The sequence below is a fragment of the Marinobacterium maritimum genome, assembly GCF_039523155.1.
GTDB lineage: Bacteria > Pseudomonadota > Gammaproteobacteria > Pseudomonadales > Balneatricaceae > Marinobacterium > Marinobacterium maritimum.
This window is the reverse complement of record NZ_BAAAET010000001.1, coordinates 951,117-971,664: the sequence shown is the minus strand read 5'-3', so window position 1 is coordinate 971,664 and position 20,548 is coordinate 951,117. Positions and strand designations below refer to the sequence as shown.

The following is a 20,548-nucleotide window of genomic DNA, read 5'->3' as shown; positions in this document are numbered from 1 at the left end:
CCCTAGAGTCACCTGCCTTCTGCGATATACAGCCGATATCCTATGCCGCGGGTTTTGGGACAATACCGAATAGACCTACGGGGGTTGCGCTTACAGTTACGTTTACAACACAGAGACCTCCCCCCCCCCGAGGGCTTGGCTAGTTTTTCGTATACCCACCCCACCCTCTAATGCACATCCTGGGCTTCAAGCGGCCGGTACGACTTCTCATTCTGCTCATCCTAACCCTAAAACATGCTGACTCGATAAGTCGCAGCTATTACACGAGTTAACTGGGTGGGTAAGGCGACTCCGCCGCTCCTATGGTTTCAATACCGAAGATCAGATCATAAGACTGAACTGGGGCAACTCTCAAACCACTACACGCCCATAGACAGACATCTACCTAGAGGCATCGAATCGGACGGACAAACCAGCCTCTTTTCCACTAATTTCAAGCAATCAAAGACCATTTGAATACCGGCTTCAAGCACCACCTAACGCGGCATTTCAGTCGCATCGAGTAATCAACCACGAGGAAAAAACCATGACATTCAACCAGACTAAGGAAAACAACAATGAGCAGTGACATGCTGTGGGTACGGCTTAATAAGTACCTCAAAGATACCGGAGAAGCCAGGAGCACCTGGTATGCACTCAAGGATAACGGTGAACTGCTCGAAGGAGTGCACTTCCGTTACGACAGTAAGAATCGAGTTTGGGTCAATTTAAAGGCAATGGCAGCATGGGTAGAAGGCAAACAACCAAAGAGAACGCGCAGCCGATAAGGGGCGTCACTATCCGCACAACAGCAGCCGGCACGGAGCTCATCCAGCTGGCTTTCACCTACAAGGGTAAGCGTTACCGTAAATCCCTGAACGTATCACCCACTCCCCAAAACATCTTGGCAGCCAACCGTAGACTCGAGCAGATCCGTCTGGAAATACAGATGGGCTCCTTCCAACTCGAAAAACATTTTGAGCCAAACGACGAATTAGCTACTCTGAAAAAAACCCCACTCAGGGAGCTGATCAAGGAACGAATGGACCGTAAGCTGCGACTGACCGGTCGCAGCGGGTGGGAGCAATCAACCTACAGCGAACGGCTGAAGATGTTCAATCTACACATCGAGCCAACATTTGGTCACCTCACCGTTACCGAGCTAACAGCAACCCACGTAAAAAACTGGCTCAAGAAGAAAACCTTCTCTCTAACCTATGGCCAGCTGCTTATGTCGATCATGAACCCTGTGATCGAGGAAGCTCTAGCGGATGGAGTTATCGATAAGCACCCCTATAAACATGTGAAGTTAGCAGACTACCTGGGGCAGAAGACTACCAAGGAACGTAAAGAACGTATTGATCCCCTTAGTGAGGTCGAGATTTCTCTACTCCTTGATAAGACTAAAGATTCTCAGGAACGTAACTACCTTCAGTTCATGCTGTTCAGCGGACTACGCATGCAGGAAGGTGCTGTGATTCGCTGGGAGGATGTGGACTTCAAGCAGAGGACAATAACTGTCTGCAGGGCTGTGGGACACGACAACAACAAGGAATACCTGAAATCGACCAAGACAGGAGAAGAACGAATTGTCGACTTGATCCCACCGGCGTGGGAGGCTCTTATGAACCAGAGAAAACACACCAGACTCTCCGCTGGCTTTGTATTCCTGCCGACATACTCACGTAGGGACCGAGGCTATGAATGGCCAGCACGGACGTATATACGCAGCATGTGGACTCGGGCACTCAATCGCGCCGGTATCCGCAGTGTCAACCGCTCCCCAAAACAAACCCGCCATACCTTTTGCTCGCTGATGATTGCAGCTGGCAAACCTCTTACTTGGGTGGCTCAACAAGCAGGACACTCCAGCCTTGCGATGCTTGAAAAGCACTACGCCAAAGCAGTCCGTCTAGCGAGCAACAAACACCACGATTACGACTTCAGCTCCGCCCTCGAGGAAGCGCGTCGGCGCGAAGAAGAAGATCAGCAGCACCTCGCCTAAAAGCTGTGTGTCATGCATGTGCTAGTTTTGCATTCTCAACTGTACATTGACAGACAACCTCTCCCATAAAAAACCCTCTTTAACTTATTGAATAATATGTATTTACTGGGCTTCAGAGGAATCTTTGTAGACCATGAACCAGTTCTAAGAACCGGTTCCCCGGGTGCTCTCTGGGCACCCGGAGTGTTCAAAAAGACCGCACCATTCTTCCCCGAGATGGTGCGGTTTTTTTATTCCTGGGCTGCCCCGCGTTACACACGTCTATTCGCTGGCGTCATGCCCACACATTTCTCACAGCAATCCACACTCTCAAACAGAATTGCCGCAACCGTCAGTGCCGTACGGTGACAATCGAACTCTCCCGACAACCGACGAGCTTCAAACTCGGCAATCTGACCGCAGTCCTCTCTGTGCACCAGGTGACACCCCTCCGCTTCAGGGGAAAGGTCAACATAGTACATGGTCATCGTTCATCTCCCGTTCAGATTTAACAGCCCTGCCCTGAAAAGTAGTTGGCAAACTCCTGTCTGACAATGTCCCGGCCTGCTTAAATCACCTCATGGGATCCCGGGTGATGGTCATATTCGTCTGAATCGCTATAATACTGTCTATATATACAGTATATGGATTCGTGCTTATGAACGCTGTCATTCTGGCTCGCGCTGCGACTAACGCCTCGTTGGCAATCCCCTTCTTCCTTGAGAGTGTCCCGGCAGGCTTCCCCTCGCCTGCCCAGGACTATGTGGAGCAGACACTGGATCTTAACGATCTGTGCATTCGCCACCCGGCAGCCACCTACTTCGTGCGTGCCGAAGGCGATTCAATGATTGAGGTCGGCATATTCAGCGGCGACATCCTTGTGGTGGACCGCTCGCTGACGGCCGAACACGGTGACATCGTCATCGCCAGTATCAGCGGCGAGATGACCGTCAAACAGCTTGCAACTCGACCACAGGTGCATCTGTTGCCCCGCAACCCGGCATACCAGGCAATCAATGTGCCGGAAGGGTTCGAACTGGAGATCTTCGGCGTCGTCACCAATGTGATCCACCGCTTCCGGCGCGGGAGTGAGCGATGAAGCCTGTGTTCGCGCTTGTCGACTGCAACAACTTCTATGCGTCCTGTGAGCGCCTGTTCCGCCCCGACCTCGCTGGTCGGCCAATCGTCGTGTTGTCCAACAACGATGGCTGCATTGTGGCTCGCTCCGCCGAAGCCAAGGCACTGGGCATCAAAATGGGCGTACCGGTGTATCAGGTCGAGCGCTATCTTCAGCAGCAGGGCGTGGCCATATTCTCATCCAATTACGCGCTCTATGCGGATATTTCGGCACGCGTTATGAGCATTCTGGAGCAACTGGCTCCGCGGGTGGAGATCTATTCGATCGACGAGGCCTTCCTGGATCTGACCGGCGTGGCTGCCAGCACCTCGCTGAGCGAATTTGGCAGCCAGATCAGGCAGACAGTCGGCCAGCACACCGGTATCCGCGTCTGTGTCGGCATCGCACCGACCAAAACACTGGCCAAGCTGGCCAACCACGCCGCCAAGCAGTACCCGGCCACCGGTGGTGTAGTCGACCTGACCGACCCGGCACGCCAGAGCCGTCTGTTAGCCCTGGTGCCCGTTAACGACATATGGGGCGTGGGGCGACGCCTGAGCCAACGCCTGCAGGCAGATGGCATCAGAACCGCACTGGACCTGGCCGCGGCCGACCCGAAAAGCATTCGCCAGCAGTATTCCGTGGTACTGGAACGGACGCTTCGTGAGCTGAACGGTGAACCCTGCCTGTCCCTGGAAGAGGTGACACCGACGAAGCAGCAGATCATCTGCAGTCGATCGTTCGGGCAGCGCATTACAACTTTTCAGGAGATGCGTGAGGCGATCTGTGAATACACAAGCAGGGCCGCCGAAAAACTGCGTCAGGAAAAACGCATTGCCAAGCGCCTGTCGATCTTCCTGAGAACCAACCGCTTTAATGCCTCAGAGCCACAATACATGCCTTCGCCGGGCGCTGAGCTACCCATCCCGACGGACGATACTCGCGAGCTGGTTGCGGCCGCCGCACGATTACTGCGCACCTGCTGGAAAGACGGCTACCGCTATATGAAGGCGGGCGTGATGCTGACCGATTTCTACGAGACGGGCAGCTTCCAGCCCGACCTGTTCAGCTCCGGCAGCGCCCCCCTCCGCTCAAAAGCACTGATGAGTGTACTGGACACTATTAATCAGGGCGGCCACGGCCGTGTTTTTCTGGCGGGCCAGGGCCTGCACCAGACATGGAGCATGCAGCGCCGCAGCCTGTCCCCTGCCTACACAACGCGCTGGCAGGATCTTCCTGTCGCGAAATAGCCCCGAGACACATGACAACCGTCATTTCAAGGCTATCTTGCTCTTGCCATGACGGGCTAACCAGCTGATATCATTACATCCCTCGGGAACTTCCACGCCAGTTGAGCGTCTCTCCTGAAGCTAAAAATGAAGCCCCCAGTACAAGGAGCATAACAAGTGATTAAAGCTGTAATCGCTTTCCAGGACGGAAACAAGGAGATCGTCTGCCTGCTGACTCGCCCCGTGGCTGGTGAGTATATCGAACACGCCGGTGACTACTACCTGGTCAAGTCGGTCATCCAGCATACCGCCACCAAGGGTGGCGACACGCCTCCCAGAATGGAAATTACAGTCGGTATGGGACGCAGAAAAGGCTCGCACGGACGCGCGATGGAAGACTCCGAATGCGGTTTTTTCACTGGCGTATAAGGCGCCAGCTGGCGCCCTTGGTCTATCCGCTACCGCATCAACAAACAGAACAGAGTATCAATGCCCAGCGGCCTGCATAACCTTGGGCTCCACAAAAGGATTGGCATGCCCCTGAATGGCCGCAATACGCTGGGCGCGCCGCTGTTCAGCCTCATCCACCGGGTCCTGTCTTGACCAGGCCTCGAACAACTGCCGCTGCTTGCGACTGATCTCCAATCCGTAACGGTCTTCCATGTAGAAATAGGTACGCGCGATATCACCACGCACCTGCTCCGGCGGCTCCGCTACACGCTGCTTGAAGTCCACCTCAAAGTCACAGGCACCATAGGCCCGAGGCTCACCTGCAATCATGCCGAAACGGAAATTGCTGCGATCTCCGTTCAGTTCACCCACAGCAGGCACCAGATTGTACAAATCTGCTTCCATTGCCTTGAAAACATCATCCTTATGACAGCCCTTGCGTCCACCTTCCTGCCAGCATTGCAATTGATGACCAAACTCCCAGGCCGGCACCACATGCTCCCATTCGATACGGGCAGCACGATTGGCATTCTTGCGTGGCTGCAGGCCGCAGCTGTCAGCAACAGGCGTCAATCGCGTGCGGCCAGGTTTATTAGGCACCGGCTGCTCATCGAAACGACAGCCACAATAGAAGGTTACTCTGTCATCGGACGGGTACAGATCACGGGAGAGGATTTTCTTGGCAGACGAAAAGGATGTGGGCGGCTCTGCCGCCGCTGAAACCATCGTCAGAGCGGCGATCAAGCCGAAGATCAAGCGCATGAAAACTACCGTATGCAAAGAGGTGAATACACATCCCTGTACACACATGCGTTCCTTGCTGCGGCAGCATCTTCAATGGATTTTTGCCTGGAATCAACACCCTTTTGTGAATCACTTCTGATATGCTGATTGCCAACAGCACAGCAGGAATAGATAACAATAAAGAAGGGGAACACTGATAATGGCTAACACCCCCACCCTTAGGGATGCCCGCCTGACTCTGGAAGAGCGCGTCGCCGTACTGACGCTGGACCGTGACGACCTGCGTAACGCACTGACCGGCACAGCACTGATCGATGATATCGTTGATACGGTTACCTGGGCCAATCGTTCCGCAGACGTTTCAGTACTGATCATCACCGGCAATGGCGGGGCCTTCTGCGCAGGCGGTAATATCAAGGAGATGCAATACCGCGACGGCGACCATCGTGCCGGCCCTTTCGGCGGCAGCGCCCTGGAACTGGAGCACAAGTACCGCCACGGTATTCAACGCATCCCCTTGGCCATCCACCAGGCCGAAATACCCATTATTGCAGCTATTAACGGCCCCGCCATCGGCGCCGGCTGCGATCTTGCCTGCATGTGCGACATCCGCCTCGGTTCCGAACGCGCCACCTTCGGTGAAACCTTCGTCAATCTGGGCATCATCCCCGGTGACGGCGGCGCCTGGTTCCTGCAGCGCCTGATCGGGTACCAGCGTGCAGCCGAGATTACCCTGACCGGACGCCTGGTTCATGCCGAAGAAGCCGTACAACTGGGGCTCATGATGGAACAGGTGCCGGCAGACCAGTTGATGCAAAGGGCCTTGACCCTGGCCAGCCAGATGGCGGCCAAACCGCCACACGCCTTGCGCATGAGCAAGCGACTAATGAAACAGGCTCAGCGCCAGGAGCTGCCTGATTTCCTTGAGCTTTGCGCAGCCTGGCAGGGAATGTTGCATAACACCGATGACCACGCAGAAGCGGTCAACGCCTTCGTAGAAAAACGTGAAGGTAATTACAGAGGGCGCTAAGCGCCCTTTTGTATTAATAATACTGAGTACGTACAAAGGAAATCTCCTACCCCCGCCCTCCTTCTCTTTTGGCTTGGCGCCAATATAGCAAGCACGCAAACACGCCCCTGAAACTGTCCGTTTACGACATTTAATTGACCGATAATGTCACTCGCAATTGACGCAAACTGACTCCAGAACTCTTTGATATTCCGAACGTTCAAGCCCGTGGCCACATTTGCCATGAAAACTGGTGGCATTTGTCATTGGCCCCAACAGCACATTGAACGATTCTTTAGAACACGAAGGACAGCCATAAGCGACCTGTCCTGCTGCTTGCAGCCAAACCATAACAACAAAGAGGGTCGAGTCATGCCCGAGTACAAGGCACCCCTGAAAGATATCCAATTCGTGCTCAACGAACTGCTGTCAATTGATCAGCATTACAGCCAGCTGCCCGGTTGCGAAGAAGCAACCCCCGACATGGTGAGCGCCATCATCGAGGAAGGCGCTCGCTTCTCCGAGCGTGTACTCGCTCCACTGAACCAGGTGGGTGACCGCGAAGGCTGTCAGTTCGACAATGGCACCGTGACTACACCCACCGGTTTCCGCGAAGCCTATCAGCAGTTTGTCGAAGGCGGTTGGCCGTCCCTGTCACACAGCCCGGAATGGGGTGGACAGGGCCTGCCGGACTCCCTGGGCATGGTGGTCAGCGAACTGACCAGCACAGCCAACTGGGCCTGGGGCATGTACCCGGGTCTCAGTCACGGCGCCATGAACACGCTGGAAGAGCACGGCACCGACGAGCAGAAACAGACCTACCTGACCAAGCTGGTATCCGGTGAATGGACCGGCACCATGTGCCTGACCGAACCCCACTGCGGCACCGATCTGGGCCTGCTTCGCACCAAGGCCGAACCCAACGCCGACGGTAGTTACGCCATCAGCGGCACCAAGATCTTTATCTCCGCTGGCGAGCACGACATGGCCGACAACATCGTGCATATCGTACTGGCACGCCTGCCGGACGCACCGGAAGGGACCAAGGGCATCTCCCTGTTCATCGTACCCAAGCACCTGCCGACCGCTGATGGCGATGCAGGCGAACGTAATGGCGTCAGCTGTGGCTCCATCGAGCACAAGATGGGCATCCACGGCAACTCCACCTGCGTGATGAACTTTGATGGCGCAACAGGTTACCTGATCGGCCCGGCCAACAAGGGCCTGAACTGCATGTTCACCTTCATGAACACGGCCCGTTTGGGTACTGCAATGCAGGGCCTGGCACACGCAGAATGGGGCCTGCAGAACTCAGTGACCTACGCTCGCGAACGCCTTCAGATGCGCGCACTGAACGGCCCGGCAGCTCCCGAGAAGGCCGCCGACCCGATCATTGTGCACCCGGAGGTGCGCAAAATGCTGCTGACCCAGAAAGCCTTCGCCGAAGGTGGCCGCGCCCTGATCTACTACTGCTCCATGCTGGTCGACAAGGTCAAGCATGCCGAAGGTGAAGAAAAAGCCAATGCCGATACCCAGCTGGCCTTCCTGACACCGATCGCTAAAGCCTTCCTGACCGAGGTCGGCTACGAGAGTGCCAACCATGGCCTGCAGGTATTCGGTGGTCACGGCTATATCAGCGAATGGGGCATGGAGCAGAACGTGCGCGACTGCCGCATCTCCATGCTGTACGAGGGCACAACCCAGATCCAGGCACTGGACCTGCTCGGCCGCAAGGTGCTGATGACTCAGGGCGAAACCCTGAAGAGCTTCACCAAGGTCATTCATACATTCTGCAAATCCGCAGCAGAAGACCCCAAACTTCGCCCCTTCACCGGCGCGCTGGGCAAGCTGAATGCGGAATGGGGTGACCTGACCCAGCAGATCGGCATGAAAGCCATGACCAACCGAGATGAAGTCGGTGCTGCATCCGTGGACTACCTGATGTACTCCGGTTATGTCACCCTCGCCTACTTCTGGGCTCGCATGGCACAGACTGCACAACTGAAACTGGCCGCCGGTGAAGGCGATGCCGCCTTCTATCGCGCCAAGATCACCACCGCTCGCTTCTACTTTGAGCGCATCCTGCCTCGTACACGCAGCCTGGTGGAAACCATGCTATCCGGTGCTGACAACCTGCTGGAACTGCCGGAAGACCAGTTCGTTCCTGAGTGAGTCTATGAGCCATACTGAAACAGCATGGCCTTAAGCGCACTGACTCCGACCGGCGGAGACTCGCCGGTCGGACATGTGGACCCTGAAACAACAATAAGCAGATGGGCAGATCATGAATAGCGTTAATCAAAACGGTCAATGGATACCTGACCAGCTCAACCCCGCAGGCTACCGGAATATTTCAGAGTTCCTCGCGGATGTCTGCCAAAAGCATAGTGATAAACCGGCCTTCACCAGCTTCGGCCGCACACTGAGCTATGCCGAACTTGATCGACTTTCAACCGCCTTTGCCGTCTACCTGCAGCAGGAAACCGACCTCAAACCCGGCGACCGTATCGCGGTCCAATTGCCCAACCTGATTCAATACCCCGTCGTCCTCTTTGGCGCCTTCAAGGCCGGGTTGGTCGTGGTCAATACCAATCCTCTGTATACACCAGCCGAAATGGAACATCAGTTCCGTGACAGTGGCGCCAAGGCATTGGTCATCCACAAAAGCATGGCGCACAACGCCGAGAAGATTCTTGCCAACACCGAAATTCAGCATGTATTCCTGACCCAGGTTGGCGATCTGCACGGTTTCGTCAAGCGTCATCTGCTCAACGCAGCAGTGAAATACATCAAAAAGATGGAACCCGGTTTCAAGCTGCCGGGGGCCATTGGCCTGCGTGAAGCTCTGCTCAAACACCTGGATCAAAGACCTGAACCGGCCGACCGCAAACCCTCAGACCTGGCGGTATTGCAGTACACCGGCGGCACCACCGGCGTATCCAAAGGCGCCATGCTGACCCATGCCAACCTGCTGTCGAATATGCTGCAGGGTGTCGCCGTCATCAGCAAAGTGGGCAACGACTGGGCCGATAACGTGCTGTCGCCGCTGCCGCTGTACCACATCTACGCCTTTACCGTCGCCCAGATCATTCTGGCTTCGGGCGGGCACAGCATACTCATACCCAACCCGCGCGATCTGCCCGGTCTGGTGAAGGAAGTCAGTCACTGGAAAATCACCACCTTCCTGGGGCTGAACACCCTCTTTGTCGGCCTGTGCAATAACGCGGAGTTTCGCGCCCTGGACTTCAGCAGCTTGCGGATGACCCTGTCCGGCGGCATGGCCCTGACTCACGCCGCCGCCGACCGCTGGAAGGAAGTGACCGGATGCACCGTACTCGAGGCCTATGGCCTGACCGAGACATCACCCGCCGTGTCGATCAACCCACCACATGCCATCCGCACCGGCACCATTGGCCTGCCAGTCCCCGAAACCGAGGTTGCCATCATCGGCCCCAAAGGCGAACACCTGCCGGAAGGCATTCCAGGCGAACTTTGCGTCCGCGGCCCCCAGGTCATGCCAGGCTACTGGCACAACGAAGCTGCAACACAAGCCAGCTTTACCGATGATGGCTACTTGATCACCGGTGATATCGCCGTAATGGAAGAAGGTGGCTACCTGCGCATCGTCGACCGCGCCAAGGACCTGATTATCGTCTCCGGCTTCAACGTCTACCCTAACGAGATTGAAGACGTTGCCACCGATCATCCCGGAATTGTGGAGTGTGCCGCTATTGGCATCGCTGACCCGACCTGTGGCGAGGTCGTCAAGCTGATCGCAGTCCGCAATGACGACACCCTGTCAGAGCAGGACGTTCGCGACTGGTGCCAGGAACGCCTGACCCGCTACAAGGTTCCGAAAATGGTCGAGTTCGTACCCGAACTGCCCAAATCCAATGTAGGCAAGATATTGCGTCGAATGTTGAAACAGGACGATCAGAATGTTGCCTGACAGGAGGTCAATATGCCCTTGAACAAGCCCGTTCGCCGCAAACTGCACCACACACGACAGGTCCAGTGCCAGGGTTTTGAGCGCGAAGACGGCCTTTGGGATATCGAAGCCCATATGACCGACGTGAAGACCCATAGCGTGGACAATACGGAACGGGGCTACGTTGATGCGGGAGAGCCCTTCCATGACATGTGGATGCGGCTGACCATCGACAAGACGATGAAGATTCACCAGGTCGAAGCCGAGGTCGACGCATCTCCATTCAGGCACTGCCCGGGGATCGCCGGCAACTTCCGCCAGCTGGAAGGCACCCGGATAGGACCCGGATGGCACCGCATGACCCGTGAGATGTTCAGTGGCATCCAGGGCTGTACCCATCTGCATGAGCTGTTAACCCCGCTCGCCACAACAGCCCTGCAGACCATTTGGCCCATTCTGGCAGAGGGTCTGACCATCGAAAGAATCACCGAGAAGATGCTGGACAGTTGCCATGGCTGGTCAAGCCAGAGCGAATTTGTTCGCCAATACGTGCCACACCTCTTTGTGGAAGCCGACAACACACAACCAAATACTTCGGAGACCTGAGTAATGGGTATCGAAACCATCATTCACGACAATACGCTGCTTGAGATCAGGCTATCCCGTCCCGGCAAAAAAAACGCCCTGACCCTCGACATGTATTCCGGTCTGATTGAGCAACTGGACGCGGCCGCTGCATCTGAGGAGATCAACGTGGTTATGCTCAGCGGTGCCGGCGACAGCTTTTGTGCCGGCAATGATATTGCCGACTTTCTGGCTGGTGGCGACAACCCTGACTCTCTGAGCGATGTTGTACGTTTTCTCCACACCCTTGTCGATTTCCCCAAGCCGCTATTGGCTGCAGTACAGGGCGATGCCGTTGGCATAGGTACCACCATGCTGTTGCACTGCGACCTGGTCATTGCCGCTGATGACCTGCGCTGCTATCTCCCGTTCACCCGCCTGGGGCTGGTACCTGAAGGGGGGAGTTCTCTGCTGCTGCCGGGCGTACTGGGGCAACGCAAGACCTTTGAATTACTGATCGAAGGCAATCCCTTCGACGCACAGTGTGCCCAGGATGCCGGAATCGTTAACCAGATCGTACCGCGTGAGCAACTGGAGCAGACCGCGCTCAAACGTGCTCATGCACTGTCTCAGCTGCCGACAGAAGCCCTCAAGCTCAGCAAACAGCTGGTGAGGGACCTGCAAAGAGAGCAGTTGCATACCGTGATTGATCAGGAAGCCAAGCTGTTTGCCGAGCGTCTGGCTTCATCGGAAGCCCGGGTAGCCTTCAGCAATTTCCTGAAGGCAGGCTGAGATCTACAGCAGCAGGCTGCACAGCAACCTCTGGCACCTTGTTTTAACAGAAGTAAGATTTCCACGGATGCACAATAATGTCATATATCGATATGAGACCAAGGCTTGTAATAAGAAAAAATGACTAAAAATGTCATCGATCCTGACAAGTCCTGCCATTGTTGCAACCGCACAATTCACTAGACTGAATGCACAGAACCTATAACAACAATTTCCGGTCGCCTCCACACGACCGCGATTGCCTTGGAGTCTGACCATGTTGATGGAAGGAAAAACAATACAGGTTGCCGCAATCGAACCCGGACTGTATGAGCTGGTTTTTGCCAACCGGGACGATAGCGTCAACAAACTGAACCAGGCCACCATGGCCGAACTGCAGCAAGCAGTGAGCACACTGAGCGACCAGGATGATCTGCGTGGCCTGCTGATTCGCAGCGACAAGGACAGCTTCATCGTCGGCGCGGATATCACCGAGTTTGTCGGGCTGTTCTCCGCCGGTGAAGAAGAGATCACCACCGGCCTCAAGCAGATGAACGCGATTTTCAACAGCATTGAAGACCTGCCCTGCCCGACGGTTGCCGCCATCAATGGCGTTGCCCTGGGGGGCGGCTTTGAGCTGTGCCTGGCCTGTGACTACCGTGTCATGACCAGCAATGCCAAAGTCGGCCTGCCTGAAGTCAAACTGGGTATCTACCCGGGCTGGGGCGGTACTGTACGTCTGCCTCGCCTGATCGGTGTCGACAACGCCAACGAATGGATCTGCGGCGGCAGCGAGCAGCGCGCCAAGAATGCCCTTCAGGTTGGTGCTGTGGACGCCGTGGTCGAGCCTGAACTGCTTCGTGACGGTGCGCTGGATCTGTTGCGCGGCTGCATCGCTGGCGAGTTCGACTATGCCGCCCGTCGTACCGAGAAGCAGAGCCCAATCAAGCTCAACCAGGTTGAGCAGATGATGGCGTTTGAATCCGCCAAGGGCATGATCGGCGCCAAGGCTGGCCCTCACTACCCGGCCCCACTGACTGCCCTGACCAGCATCCAGAAGCATGCCAATATGACCCGCGACGACGCCCTTTCAGTGGAAGCCAAGGGTTTCGCCAAGCTGGCTACCAACGCAGTAACACCAGCACTGGTTGGCCTCTTCCTCAAGGACCAGCAGATCAAGCGCACCACCAAACGCTATGAAGCCAATGCCGAGCCCGTACGTCAGGCTGCGGTACTGGGTGCCGGCATCATGGGTGGTGGCGTTGCCTACCAGAGCGCCTCCCGTGGCACACCGATCCTGATGAAGGATATCAATGAAGACGCCCTGCAGCTGGGCCTGAGCGAAGCCTCCAAGCTGTTCAACAAGCAGCTGGAACGTGGCCGACTCGATGGCCGCAAGATGGCCGCAAGCCTGGCGCGCATCCGCCCGACACTGAGCTACGGTGACTTCGGCAACGTGGACCTGGTCGTCGAAGCCGTGGTCGAAAACCCGAAGATCAAGCAGAGCGTACTGGCCGAGGTGGAAAGCCACTTGCCGGAAGGCGCAATCCTCACCTCCAACACCTCTACCATCTCTATCACCGAGCTGGCCAAGGCCTTGAAAAAGCCCGAAAACTTCTGTGGCATGCACTTCTTCAACCCGGTACATCAGATGCCGCTGGTTGAGGTTATCCGCGGCGAACAAAGCTCAGATGCGGCGATTGCACGCACCGTAGCCTACGCCAAGGCAATGGGCAAAACGCCCATCGTGGTGAACGACTGTCCGGGCTTCCTCGTCAATCGTATCCTCTTCCCCTACTTTGCCGGCTTCACCGGGCTGCTGCGTGATGGCGCAGACTACCGCCAGATCGACAAGGTCATGGAACGTTTCGGCTGGCCCATGGGCCCGGCCTTCCTGCTCGACGTCGTAGGCATCGATACGGCTCACCATGCTGGTTCAGTCCTGGCAGCAGGCTACCCCGACCGCATGGGCAAGGATGACGAAACCGTGATCGATCGCCTCTACCAGCTGCAGCGCCTGGGTCAGAAAAACGGCAAGGGCTTCTACAGCTATGAACCGGATCGCAAGGGCAAGCCGAAGAAACTCATTGACGAAGCGCTGCCTGCTCTGCTCGAAGGCGTGGTCGGCCCGGCACGCGAATTCAGCGACGACGAGATCATTGCCCGCATGATGATCCCGCTTTGCATCGAAGCCGTACGCTGCCTCGAAGATGGCATTGCCGAAACAGCGGCCGAAGTGGATATGGGCCTGGTATATGGTATCGGCCTGCCGCCGTTCCGTGGTGGCGCCCTGTTCTACATCGACCAGATGGGTCTCCAGGCCTTCTGTGACCTGGCCGACCAGCACGCCGACCTGGGCAAACTCTATCAGCCGACCGACAAGATGCGCGCCATGGCGGCCGCCGGCCAGACCTACTTTGGATAAGGAGAGCAAGCGATGAGTCTTAAACCAAACGATATCGTCATCATCGACGGGGTACGTAGCCCCATGGCCCAGTCCAAGGGCGGCTCTTTCCGCAACGTCCGTGCCGATGACCTGTCTGCTGCACTGATGCAAGGCCTGCTGGCACGTAACAGTGCAATTGATCCCAAAACCATCGACGATGTGATCTGGGGCTGTGTCAACCAGACCCTGGAACAGGGTTTTAACGTTGCCCGTAGCGCCGCATTACTGGCAGGCCTGCCGCACTCCGTAGCCGGCCAGACTGTTAACCGTCTGTGTGGCTCCTCGATGTCTGCCTTGCATACCGCCGCTCAGGCCATTGCCAGCGGTAACGGCGACACCTTCATGGTGGGCGGCGTCGAACACATGGGCCACATTTCCATCCTGCACGGCATTGATGTCAACCCGGCCATGTCCAAGCAGATCGCCAAAGCCTCGATGATGATGGGCCTGACCGCAGAGATGCTGGGCAAAATGAATGGCATCTCTCGCGAAGAACAGGACGCCTTTGCTGCCCGTTCCCACCAGCTCGCCCACAAGGCTGCCATTGAAGGCCGCTGGGACAACGAGATTGTGCCGCTGGAAGGCCATGACAAACAGGGCTTCAAGCGCCTGGTGACCCGGGACGAGGTCATTCGCCCCGAAACCACCATCGAGACACTTGCTGACCTCAAACCGGCGTTCATGCCGAAAGGTGGCACTGTCACAGCTGGCTCCTCCTCGGCTTTCTCCGATGGCGCTTCAGCCATGCTGATGATGTCCGCGGCTCGCGCTCAGGAACTGGGCCTCAAACCGCGTGCACGCGTTCTCAGCATGGGTGTGGCTGGCTGCGACCCCTCTATCATGGGGTACGGCCCGGTACCGGCGACAGAGAAAGCGCTGAAAAATGCAGGCCTGACCATCAGCGACATGGATGTTGTGGAACTGAACGAAGCGTTCGCCGCTCAGGCCCTGGCCGTCATCAAGGGCCTGCGTTTGCAGGACGTGGTGGATGATAAGGTCAATCTGAACGGCGGCGCCATCGCGCTGGGCCACCCACTGGGCTGCTCCGGCACCCGCATCTCCAACACCCTGATCAACGTGATGGAACAGCAGGACGCCTCCCTTGGCCTGGCCACCATGTGTATCGGCATGGGTCAGGGCATCGCGACCGTGTTCGAACGCCTGAACTAAACCGCTTGCACCTTCCTTTCAGCCCGGCCTTGTGCCGGGCTTTTTTGCCTGGGCTCTAATCGCTTCTTCCGCGCAAAGGGAAAGCCTGCAGCAGCCAGTCAACTCAACGAAAACCGACCACAACGTCCGTTTGTCATTACAACGCCAAGGGTGTCTGACAGAATTGCTCCATGTCTAATGGGCCACATGATGGCGTGAACTTTAGTTGATCGGGCATCCCTTGCGATCAACAAGTCCAACCGCACCTTCTAGCAGGCACTTATCCCGGTTATTTGGGACACCATCACCATCGAGATCATTATCACAAACATCACCGGTGCCATCGCCGTCAAGATCATCTTGTGTGGGGTTGGGCGTTAACACGCAGTTATCTGCCGAGTCGATCCAGCCGTCCGCATCCGTATCTGGGTTGGAAGGCGTGTCATCACACACATCTCCTGTGCCATCACCATCACTATCAAGCTGATCGGGGTTTACGACATAAGGGCAGTTGTCTTTCCGATCTGCGTGACCATCACCGTCTGAGTCGTCGCTTCCTGTTGGGGTGTCACAGGGATCACCAACGCCATCGCTGTCAAAGTCCTCTTGCCCCGGATTATATATCGCAGGGCAGTTATCCTGACTGTCAAAGACGCCATCACCATCGCTATCGGTGGGCGAGTCACAGGCATCACCGATACCGTCACCGTCAATGTCAGCCTGATCAGGGTTGGAAGTGGATGGACAATTATCGTGTCGATTGACGACTCCATCTCCATCAGAATCATCTCCGCCAGAGGGGCCCTCAGAGTCACAAACATCACCCACCCCGTCACCATCTTTATCAGCTTGGTCTGTGTTCGGTGTCAGAGGGCAGTTGTCCATATCATCCGGAATGCCGTCTCCATCTGTATCCGCTTCACATGCATCGCCGACTCCATTCCCATTACTGTCTGTCTGATCCGGGTTGAAATCGAAGGGACAATTGTCAAGCTCGTCCGGTACACCATCACTATCCGCATCAAACGGTTCAGGATCGCACTCATCACCAATACCGTCATTATCACTGTCCAACTGGTCTGGATTAAAGTCGAAAGGACAGTTATCAAACTCATCCGGCACACCGTCACTATCCGTATCAAACGGCTCAGGGTCGCACACATCACCAATGCCATCATTGTCACTGTCTAACTGGTCTGGGTTGTATGTATCGAGGCAGTTATCACAAACGTCACCAACGCCGTCAGCATCTACATCAATTTGCTCCGGATTGAAGGCAAACGGACAGTTATCCAGCTCATCTGGTACACCGTCAGGGTTGTTAAGCCAGACGCGGTTGGGTTGCTGGAGGTTGGCAACAAAGGCATCCAAGTCACCGTCGTTATCCAGGTCACCAATGGCCACATCAACACTGTTTGACTCGCCAAGATACTGGCTATTAGTTAAACCGGCATTCCCGTCGTTTAATAAAACCTGGTTGGAATCATTTGAATTGGCGACGAATACATCTGGAAACAAGTCCTGATTGAAGTCACCAAGCGCAACACCACGACTCAGAAATTCACCTAGTAGTTGCCCGCTATCGACGAACACACCCGTTCCATCGTTGAGCCATATACGATTGGCTCCCGGGATACTGACGCTGGATATGAAAGCATCCAGGTCACCGTCGCTATCCAGGTCGGCCAGCGCGATGCCGTACCCATTGGAGCCAAGGTCTTGGCCACTGTCCGTGAAAAAGCCCGAACCGTCATTGAACCACAGACGGTTGTGGTCTATTGAAGGGCCATTGGTCACCAGCGCATCCAGGTCTCCATCCAAATCCACATCTCCCAATGCAACTCTACGGCTACCGGAATTGCCGATCGCTTGCCCTGTTGAAGAAAAGATAGCGACGCCATTATTGAGCCAAACTCGATTAGGTTGTGCCAGGCCTGCAGCTGTTGTGCCAAGGTTTGCCACAAAGGCGTCAAGATCGCCATCGCCATCAAGATCGCCCAAAGCAACGCGCACGCTGGCTGAGTCGCCCAATAGCTGGCCGCTGTCTGTTAAATTACCGGCCCCGTCATTCAGCCAGACCCTGTTGGGTTGCAGCTCGTTGAACTCAGCCATAAAGAGATCCAGATCACCGTCACCATCCAGATCCCCCAAGGCAGCGTGATAACTGTCGGGTCCCCCGACCAGCCTCTGACCTTCGCTGAACATTCCCGTGCCGTCATTCAACCAAATGCGGCTGGGATTAAATCGATTAGCAACCACAGCATCAAGATCACCATCATTATCGAGGTCGCCCAGTTCAACGCTGACACTTGCGGGGGGCAACGAACCCGTCCCTAATAGCTGGCCGCTATCGACAAATCGGTCGGACTCCGCCCGAATGCTGCTAGAGGCCACTAGGAATAACCCGATTAAATACTTTACAACTTGGCCTAAGTGCTTATTCATGGCCTGTCCCCTCAGTATCTGAGGTGAGAAATCAATATTGAAAGGGTAGTAACCTTCACTTACTGGCGTTACTACCATTTTTGGTAGGGAGTCCGCACAATCTCCGGCGTTACCAGCCCAAGTCGAATTGCTTTCGTAATCGCATAGCTCCTCCCATTCACATTCAGCTTTCTGAAAATCTGTCGCCAATGAAAGCGGACAGTGTGGAAGGTGATGCCCAGGATAATGGCGATTTCCTGGTCGGTTTTGCCTTCAGCCGCCCAGAGCAAGACGTCATGCTCACGCGCTGTCAGCCCTGGCATTTCCACGTGCTTTTGCTGCTGGTACATGGTCCGATAGGTTTCGTGGAAAAAGGTCCCTAGGAGGTATAGGCGGGCCATCAAGTCGTAGTCATTCTTCGCTGGCCCCGGGTCCGAGCGAGCAATTGCAAACCCAGCGATTTCACCCGCAAGGCTGACCATCGGAAATGAGATGCCCGATCGTAGTCCAGCATCTGCGCCTTCATGTATAAGGCGCTTGGCATCTTCGGAAAGGTCAGTACCGGCAAGAATGTCATTCCAGAAACACGGTCGTCCCAACTTCAGCACTTCTTGTACTACCGGGTCGATTCTGAGGTATTCCTTCTCCAGGTAATACTTCATCCAGTCTTCCGGGTAGCTGGAAGCAAGTCCGTGCAATTTCGGTAATCCCAGCGAGGGATGATCGGTGAGCAAACTGTATACGACCCGATCATAACCACTGTCTGCAACGATCTTGCAGAAGTAGTTGAATGCTTCATCTGGTGTCTTGGCGGAGTGAATTAACGCTATGCAGAGTTCAACATCATCTAGATCAGGCACATGAACACCCTCAGTTCTCCCAAGGTGTGTGTGCTTCTGACCTGATGGGTCATGCTGTGCAGGCATGGCGCAGGCACCCAAACTCTTTTCCGGCGACTGTTTCCCTGACGCCTCGAGAGCTTAACCTGTTAAGGCGATCATTCCAGATTCGCACATTGCATCTGTCATGGAGGCTGATAACAGCATCATCACAGGCTCAATAGTGGCCATGAGATACGAGGTTAGAGCCATGCACGAACTGCAATCCTGACTTCCAACAGGGATCTACATCCACCGTAAACGAAGTGCCTGGCAACCCGGCCATTCCAAGGGAATCCGAGGCTTTGCGTAATCGACTGCTTGGCTGATCGTGCCTTTTCAAACACAAATGAGATAAGGCAATTTAGATGCCACTTTGAGCGGGTAAGAACTTAAACAACAGGTTGCGGTCGGTGCTTATTCGCCGACCGCATGTAAAGCGGAAAGAATTGTCAACCGTATGAAAGTCACAATAACATCATGAAACACACGCCACGCCTGTTGAGAGCGGTATTCCTATGCTGGTTTAAACTTCTAGCTGCACCAGAGTCAGGAACAGTTGGGGTGCCCGTATGTAGCAGCTTTGGCTCAGAACCCTTTTAGAGCGAAGGCAGTTCACACCATGAACCCCAATATCAGTGGGCTCTACACTCCTTGTCAAGCTTTAACGACCTTCACTGATTACTTTCATACCCTACACAAACTGCCCCGCACAAAAACCTGACGCCCAGGCCCACTGGAAGTTATGACCTCCCAGATGACCGGTCACATCCAGGCACTCACCAATAAAAAACAGTCCCGGTGCCTTTTTGGCTTCGAAAGTCTTCTGCGAAATTTCGTTGGTATCGATCCCGCCCAGTGTTACCTCGGCGGTGCGGTAGCCTTCGGTACCCGAGGGTTTGACGCGCCAGTGCTTGAACTGCTGAACAACCTCCTGCAGACGGGCATTGCTGTACTGCCCCACTTCACCCTCGAAGCCCCAGAGCTCACACAACGTCTGCGCCAGTCGTTTGGTCATATGCTGGGCCATCAGGGTGCGCAGCTCCGCCTTGGGGCGCTGCTGACGCTGCTCTTTCAGCCAGTCTTCCAGCGCCAGCTGCGGCAGCAGATCGATCTCAATCTCGTCACCGGCATGCCAATAGGAGGAGATCTGCAGAATGGCGGGCCCACTGAGGCCGCGATGGGTCAGCAACAGGTTCTCGCTGAAGCTCATGCCGTTGCAGCTCACCCTCACCGGCTGAGATACGCCGGATAATGGCTTCAGGTGTTCCAGCAGATCCGGCTGCAGGGTAAACGGTACCAGCGCCGCCTGTCGCGGTGTAACCTTGAGGCCGAACTGCTCAGCAACATCGTAGGCAAAACCGGTAGCACCCCCATTGGGAATTGACAGGCCTCCAGAGGCGATGACCACGGACTCGACATCGAACTGTCCACGTGATGTCCTGACATGGTAACCCTGCGCACCCTGCTCCACTTCGAACACACTGGTTTCGGTCATGATCTCGACACCCGCCCAGTCGCACTCGGTCAGCAGCAGCTGCAGGATCTCCTTGCTGGATTCGTTGCAGAACAACTGTCCCGGGGTTTTTTCGTGGTACTCGATACCATGACGATCAACCAGCTCGACAAAGTCGGCAGCCCTGAAGCGACTCAAGGCAGACTTGCAGAAATGCGGGTTGTCGGAAAGAAAGTTGGCCGGCGAATTGTGCAGGTGGGTAAAGTTGCAGCGTCCACCGCCGGACATCAGGATCTTGCGCCCGATCTTCTTGGTATGTTCCAGCAGCAATACCTTGCGGCCCCGGTAAGCAGCGGTAGCGGCACACATCAGCCCTGAGGCGCCCCCGCCGATAATCACAACATCGTAGTTCACAAATGA

General features: G+C 55.7%; 15 protein-coding genes. 11 read left to right on the top strand and 4 right to left on the bottom strand.

Features of this window, described 5'->3' with window-relative positions; translation table 11 throughout:
• The first annotated feature begins 697 nt into the window (after nt 1–697).
• From ABD013_RS04370 to ABD013_RS04355, 4 genes are all read left to right on the top strand, one after another.
• A complete protein-coding gene (locus ABD013_RS04370; protein ID WP_343802824.1) occupies nt 698–1,984 on the top strand; it encodes a tyrosine-type recombinase/integrase in 1,287 nt (428 codons plus the stop codon).
• Nucleotides 1,985–2,621: 637 nt separating this feature from the next.
• Nucleotides 2,622–3,062, top strand: a complete 441-nt coding sequence (gene umuD / locus ABD013_RS04365) for a translesion error-prone DNA polymerase V autoproteolytic subunit (RefSeq protein WP_343802821.1) — start codon at nt 2,622–2,624, stop codon at nt 3,060–3,062.
• Nucleotides 3,059–4,330: a translesion error-prone DNA polymerase V subunit UmuC gene (gene umuC, locus ABD013_RS04360; protein WP_343802818.1), complete on the top strand. Its 1,272-nt coding sequence runs from the start codon at nt 3,059–3,061 to the stop codon at nt 4,328–4,330. The genes umuD and umuC overlap by 4 nt, the downstream gene beginning before the upstream one ends.
• Nucleotides 4,331–4,486: 156 nt before the next feature.
• On the top strand, nt 4,487–4,738 hold the full coding sequence (locus ABD013_RS04355) for a hypothetical protein (RefSeq protein ID WP_343802815.1): 252 nt from the start codon (nt 4,487–4,489) through the stop codon (nt 4,736–4,738).
• Between the two features lie 57 nt (nt 4,739–4,795).
• Here the strand turns inward: ABD013_RS04355 and ABD013_RS04350 are convergent, their stop codons facing one another.
• A complete protein-coding gene (locus ABD013_RS04350) occupies nt 4,796–5,521 on the bottom strand; it encodes an endonuclease (RefSeq protein ID WP_343802812.1) in 726 nt (241 codons plus the stop codon).
• A 181-nt stretch (nt 5,522–5,702) separates the two neighbouring features.
• Between ABD013_RS04350 and ABD013_RS04345 the strand changes: the two genes are divergently transcribed.
• From ABD013_RS04345 to fadA, 7 genes are all read left to right on the top strand, one after another.
• Nucleotides 5,703–6,533, top strand: a complete 831-nt coding sequence (locus ABD013_RS04345) for an enoyl-CoA hydratase-related protein (protein ID WP_343802809.1) — start codon at nt 5,703–5,705, stop codon at nt 6,531–6,533.
• A gap of 351 nt (nt 6,534–6,884) precedes the next feature.
• Nucleotides 6,885–8,684: an acyl-CoA dehydrogenase C-terminal domain-containing protein gene (locus ABD013_RS04340; RefSeq protein ID WP_343802805.1), complete on the top strand. Its 1,800-nt coding sequence runs from the start codon at nt 6,885–6,887 to the stop codon at nt 8,682–8,684.
• Between the two features lie 112 nt (nt 8,685–8,796).
• Nucleotides 8,797–10,461: an AMP-binding protein gene (locus ABD013_RS04335; protein ID WP_343802802.1), complete on the top strand. Its 1,665-nt coding sequence runs from the start codon at nt 8,797–8,799 to the stop codon at nt 10,459–10,461.
• A 12-nt stretch (nt 10,462–10,473) separates the two neighbouring features.
• Nucleotides 10,474–11,046: a DUF2889 domain-containing protein gene (locus ABD013_RS04330; protein ID WP_343802801.1), complete on the top strand. Its 573-nt coding sequence runs from the start codon at nt 10,474–10,476 to the stop codon at nt 11,044–11,046.
• A gap of 3 nt (nt 11,047–11,049) precedes the next feature.
• A complete protein-coding gene (locus tag ABD013_RS04325; RefSeq protein WP_343802799.1) occupies nt 11,050–11,796 on the top strand; it encodes an enoyl-CoA hydratase-related protein in 747 nt (248 codons plus the stop codon).
• Nucleotides 11,797–12,052: 256 nt separating this feature from the next.
• Nucleotides 12,053–14,200: a fatty acid oxidation complex subunit alpha FadB gene (gene fadB / locus ABD013_RS04320; RefSeq protein ID WP_343802796.1), complete on the top strand. Its 2,148-nt coding sequence runs from the start codon at nt 12,053–12,055 to the stop codon at nt 14,198–14,200.
• Nucleotides 14,201–14,212: 12 nt separating this feature from the next.
• Nucleotides 14,213–15,391: an acetyl-CoA C-acyltransferase FadA gene (gene fadA, locus ABD013_RS04315; protein ID WP_343802793.1), complete on the top strand. Its 1,179-nt coding sequence runs from the start codon at nt 14,213–14,215 to the stop codon at nt 15,389–15,391.
• A gap of 201 nt (nt 15,392–15,592) precedes the next feature.
• Here the strand turns inward: fadA and ABD013_RS04300 are convergent, their stop codons facing one another.
• From ABD013_RS04300 to ABD013_RS04290, 3 genes are all read right to left on the bottom strand, one after another.
• Nucleotides 15,593–17,815 (bottom strand): FG-GAP repeat domain-containing protein, encoded by a 2,223-nt coding sequence (locus tag ABD013_RS04300; RefSeq protein WP_425543381.1) that lies wholly within the window; start codon nt 17,813–17,815, stop codon nt 15,593–15,595.
• Nucleotides 17,816–17,886: 71 nt separating this feature from the next.
• Nucleotides 17,887–18,720, bottom strand: a complete 834-nt coding sequence (locus ABD013_RS04295; protein ID WP_343802790.1) for an autoinducer binding domain-containing protein — start codon at nt 18,718–18,720, stop codon at nt 17,887–17,889.
• A 646-nt stretch (nt 18,721–19,366) separates the two neighbouring features.
• Nucleotides 19,367–20,542: a BaiN/RdsA family NAD(P)/FAD-dependent oxidoreductase gene (locus ABD013_RS04290; RefSeq protein WP_343802787.1), complete on the bottom strand. Its 1,176-nt coding sequence runs from the start codon at nt 20,540–20,542 to the stop codon at nt 19,367–19,369.
• Between the last annotated feature and the right edge of the window lie 6 nt (nt 20,543–20,548).